6 protein-coding genes are annotated in these 4,289 nt (G+C 63.8%); all 6 read left to right on the forward strand.

What is annotated here, in order from left to right:
• The coding region (locus VFF99_RS10060; protein WP_325017440.1) for a hypothetical protein at positions 1-199 on the forward strand (199 nt) is incomplete at its 5' end.
• Positions 200-242: 43 nt separating this feature from the next.
• On the forward strand, positions 243-509 hold the full coding sequence (locus VFF99_RS10065) for a hypothetical protein (RefSeq protein ID WP_325017442.1): 267 nt from the start codon (positions 243-245) through the stop codon (positions 507-509).
• Between the two features lie 69 nt (positions 510-578).
• Positions 579-842 carry a hypothetical protein gene (locus tag VFF99_RS10070; RefSeq protein WP_325017444.1) on the forward strand — a complete coding sequence of 88 codons (264 nt, stop codon included), beginning with the start codon at positions 579-581 and terminating at the stop codon, positions 840-842.
• A gap of 65 nt (positions 843-907) precedes the next feature.
• Positions 908-1,192, forward strand: coding sequence for a hypothetical protein (locus VFF99_RS10075; protein WP_325017446.1), 285 nt, complete (start codon positions 908-910; stop codon positions 1,190-1,192).
• Between the two features lie 106 nt (positions 1,193-1,298).
• The gene (locus VFF99_RS10080) at positions 1,299-2,069 is read left to right on the forward strand and encodes a PP2C family protein-serine/threonine phosphatase (protein ID WP_325017448.1); all 771 of its coding nucleotides are present in this window, start codon (positions 1,299-1,301) and stop codon (positions 2,067-2,069) included.
• 422 nt (positions 2,070-2,491) lie between these two features.
• The coding region (locus tag VFF99_RS10085; RefSeq protein ID WP_325017450.1) for a protein kinase domain-containing protein at positions 2,492-4,289 on the forward strand (1,798 nt) is incomplete at its 3' end.

The following is a 4,289-nucleotide window of genomic DNA, read 5'->3' on the forward strand; positions in this document are numbered from 1 at the left end:
GACCCCGTCCTACTGCGCGCCCGACTACGGCATGCCGGCGCCGAAGTCCCATCCCACTTCGTTCGACTTCAACGCGTCGCAGTCCATCGGCCAGTCGCAAAACGTCATGAACAACAACGGCAACAACGTCGCGTTCGCCCATGGCATCACGTCTACCGTGAACCCGACCCAGTCCGCCAACAACAACATCAACTTCTAATCGCTTTTTACTACTTGCCCGAACACACCCAAGGAGACACTAAATGACCACCCTGCTGATCAAAGACCTCGCTACCGCCACTGAACTCGACCACGCCGCAATGGCCTCCGTTACCGGCGGCTACTACAAGGCAGCCGCCCCGTCCTGGATGCCCGGCTACGGCGCCACCAACACCACGATCAAGGCGGAACAGCTGATCGGCCAGTGCCAGGATGTGGTGAACAACAACGGCAACAACGTCGCGTTCGCCAACTGCATCAGCTCCACCGTGAACCCGACGCAGACCGGCAACAACAACATCAACTTCTAAGCAAGACACGATCCGGTGGAGGCCGCAGCGCCTCCACCAGTCCGGCAACCACATTCAAGGAGAACCACCATGTCCAGCATCATGATCCGCGACCTGCCCCTCGCCACCGAACTCGACCGCAAGGCCATGACCTCCGTCCGCGGCGGCAATTCCTGGCTGAAAGGCCTCGGCCCGATTGCCAACATCAACATCGGCGTCAACCAGAACATCACCCAGTTTCAGAACGTCGAAGTCAATGCGCTGAACAACGTGGGCGTCATCGGCGCCGGCTTCGTTCCGCCCAGCCTGAACGTCAGCCCCTCGCAATGGGCCTACGCCGACGCTGCGTTCTGACGCACCGCTGGCACGCCGCTTGCACATATCTTCCGTCGACCAACAACAGCAATCGGAGACACGACATGGCAACCATCACGATCAAAGACCTGCATACGGACCGCGTCCTCGACCGCAAGGCGATGTCGTCTATCAAGGGCGGCAACGGGTCCTGGGTCTACGGCTGGATTCGTCCCTACAGCCGCAGCACCAGCCCGTTCGGATCGGGATCGGTGATCAACTTCTACCAGATCAACAATTACGCCGACCAGATGATCAACCAGGTGCAGATGGTCGACATCAACAACACCGGTGCGAACGCGGCCATCAATGTGGGGCTCAACGAGAGCAGCACAAATGTAAAGCATTAGACGCAAGACAATCCTTTTGCACGCCGGCGCGTGCAATCGGCGTCACTGGTTCTATACTCATCGCAGGGAAGATTGCCCGAATTTCCGCCCGCCGCCGGAGGTGAACGTGACGCATACCACGCCATTCAAATGGACGTCGTCCTCCCGCACGCACGCGGGCCTGGTCCGCAAAATCAACGAAGACTCCATTCTCGAACTCGCCGACAGAGGCATCTGGGCGGTCGCCGACGGCATGGGCGGCCACACCCTCGGCGACTTCGCCAGCAATGCCATCGTCGCTGCGCTCTCCGACCTGCAGCCGCGCGAATCGCTCGAACAGTTTGCCAATGACGCCGAGGCCCGCCTGCAGGACGTGAACCGGCAGCTGCGCAACGAAGCCTACAACCGCGGCGCGCAGATCATCGGCAGCACCGTGGTGGTCCTGCTTGCCTGCGGGCGACGCTGCGCCTACCTGTGGGCCGGCGACAGCCGCATTTATCTCTGCAGAAACGGACACCTGATGCAGCTCACGCGCGACCACAGCCAGGTCGAGGAATTGCTCGCCTGCGGCAGCCTGACCGCGGAAGACGCCGCGCATCATCCCGCGCGCAACCTCATCACGCGCGCCGTCGGCGCGGCCGAATCGCTGGGCGTGGACGGCGAGATGATCGAAGTCGCGGACGGCGACGTGTTCCTCCTGTGCAGCGACGGCGTCAGCAACGAGGTGAGCGAACCGGAGATCCGTGCCGCACTGGTGACCGGCAATTGTCCGCAGGCAGCGGACGAACTGGTGGAGACCGCGCTCATGCGCGGCGGACGCGACAATATTTCCGCCGTCGTCGCGCGTGCCGACGACCTGCAGACGACCGACAAGACGGTGCTCAATCCGGCGCTGTGACATCACCGGGTCCGCGTCCGGGAGAATCGACAAATAGCGATTCAGATCAAGTCCTGCTCCGATCACGCGACCAATATGAGCAGTGGATCATGCACGCGCCTGCAGAGCCGGACGCGCGCATGATCCGGCAATCCGACGTGTCGCTGGAAATCCAACAGTCGAACGAGCGTCGGTACCCCATTGTTGGACGAGCCCCGACAACCGCCATGCGCCCGAACCCGCCCTCCCTGGCGTCCATGCCCGCCGAATCAGCGGCCGATGCGGCGCCGCGCCCCGGTCTTCGCGCTTTTCGCGCCCCTGGCACCAAAGGTGCTAGAAGCGGTTGTTCCTTGCGCAGTGCGCAGCAGGGCTGGTCCACACAGACTCGGTAGATTCCCATGGTGAACGATTTCAATCAGAAGACCGCATTGCGAACCCGGCGCATGCCATTCAGGCCGTCGCCGGAAAACGACGCGGAACATAGCGCGAATGTCCTCCCGGTCGGCACGCACCTGGGGGAATTCGAAATCCTCGACCTTATCGGCGAGGGCGGCTTCGGCATCGTCTATCTCGCCTATGACCATTCGCTGGAGCGACAGGTCGCGCTGAAGGAATACATGCCTTCCGGCCTTGCCAAGCGCACCACGCATCTCGCGGTCACGGTCCGCTCGCAGCACAATGTGGAAACCTTCACGGCCGGCTTGAAGAGCTTCATCAACGAAGCCAAGATGCTCGCGCAGTTCGATTCGCAATCGCTGGTGAAGGTACACCGCTTCTGGGAAGGCAACGGCACCGCCTACATGGTGATGCCGTTCTACGAAGGCATCACCCTCAAGCAGGCGCTCAAGCAGCGCCGCGTCACGCCCTCCGAGTCGTGGATCCGGGTGCTGCTCGCCGACCTGTTCGACGCCATCGAAATCATCCATCGCGGCCAGTGCCTGCACCGCGACATCGCGCCGGACAATATCCTGCTGCTCAAGGATGGGCGCCCCCTGCTGCTCGACTTCGGCGCCGCGCGCCGCGTGATCGGCGACCTGACGCAATGCCTGACTGCCATCCTCAAGCCGGGCTATGCGCCGATCGAGCAGTATGCGGACATTGCCGGCCTGCGCCAGGGACCGTGGACGGACATCTATGCGCTGGCCGCCGTGGTGTACTACCTGATCGCCGGCAAGGCGCCGCCGCCCGCCGTGGCCCGCATGGTGCACGACGAGCAGGTACCCGCTCGCGAGGTCGGGAAAGGCCGCTACAGCGCCGGTTTCCTCGCCGCCATCGACAAGGCACTGTCGGTCAAGCCCGAGCAGCGCTTCCGCTCCATCGCCGAACTGCGCCACGCGCTCGACATCATGGAACCCGCGCCGCGCTCCCTGCCGTCCGACGAAACAGGATTCAACACCACGATGGTGCGGGTGCCCGAGATGGACCCGATGCGCACCCAGATGCCGCTCGACATGATGCCGGATGTCAGGACCCGCATCGCCCCGCCGCCCACGCAGCGCAGCGAGCGGCACCGTTCGCAGCTGCACCAGCCGGCGCGGCCCGAACCGCCGGTCCGGTCGTCCTACGGCAAGCGCGAATGGCTCCTGCTCGGCATCCTGCTGACCGCCGGTATCGCCTCCGGCGTTTACCTCGGCACGTCGCCTTCATGGAAAGACCTGGGCATGAGCAACACCGCGATGGAGTCTTCCGGAGGCAGCGGCAGTGCCGAGCAGGAGACCGAAGAAGCGCCGCGCGCGGAAGCGCCCTCGCCCTATACCCTGACCCCGCCGGTCGCGCAGGCGCCTTCGGAACCGAAGCCGAAAGCGCAAGAGCCGCTGCCGCCGCCGGTGGCCCGGGTGCAGCCGCCTGCGCCGGCCGTCGTCCCGCAGCAAACGCCGCAGACGAGCGAGGCGACCGCGCAGAAGTACCTGCGCGAGCAGGAAACCCCGGCGCCGCCCGCAAGCAACCGTGACGACGAAGCCTGGCGCCAGGCGAGCGTTTCGGACAAGCCGGCCGCCTACGAAAAATACCTGAAGGAGTTCCCGAAGGGGCGTTTTGCCGCGGCCGCGCGACTGCGGCTGGAGAGCAAACAGATCAAGGAAGCACCGAGCTCGCCGGAAGAGGATCTGTGGACGGCATCCACCACCGTAAACACCCAGACCGCGTACGAGACCTACCTGAAGAAATATCCGAAGGGACGCTATTCGGCACTGGCCAAGGACAGGATCGCCACCTTCAAGGAGCCGGACAAGGTCGAGCCCG

Source organism: Noviherbaspirillum sp. (assembly GCF_035654295.1).
GTDB lineage: Bacteria > Pseudomonadota > Gammaproteobacteria > Burkholderiales > Burkholderiaceae_D > Noviherbaspirillum.

What these genes read in the sequence shown, in the direction of transcription:
- VFF99_RS10065 (WP_325017442.1), top strand. Translation starts at nt 243, where the DNA reads ATGACCACCCTGCTGATCAAAGACCTCGCTACCGCCACTGAACTCGAC.
- VFF99_RS10070 (WP_325017444.1), top strand. Translation starts at nt 579, where the DNA reads ATGTCCAGCATCATGATCCGCGACCTGCCCCTCGCCACCGAACTCGAC.
- VFF99_RS10075 (WP_325017446.1), top strand. Translation starts at nt 908, where the DNA reads ATGGCAACCATCACGATCAAAGACCTGCATACGGACCGCGTCCTCGAC.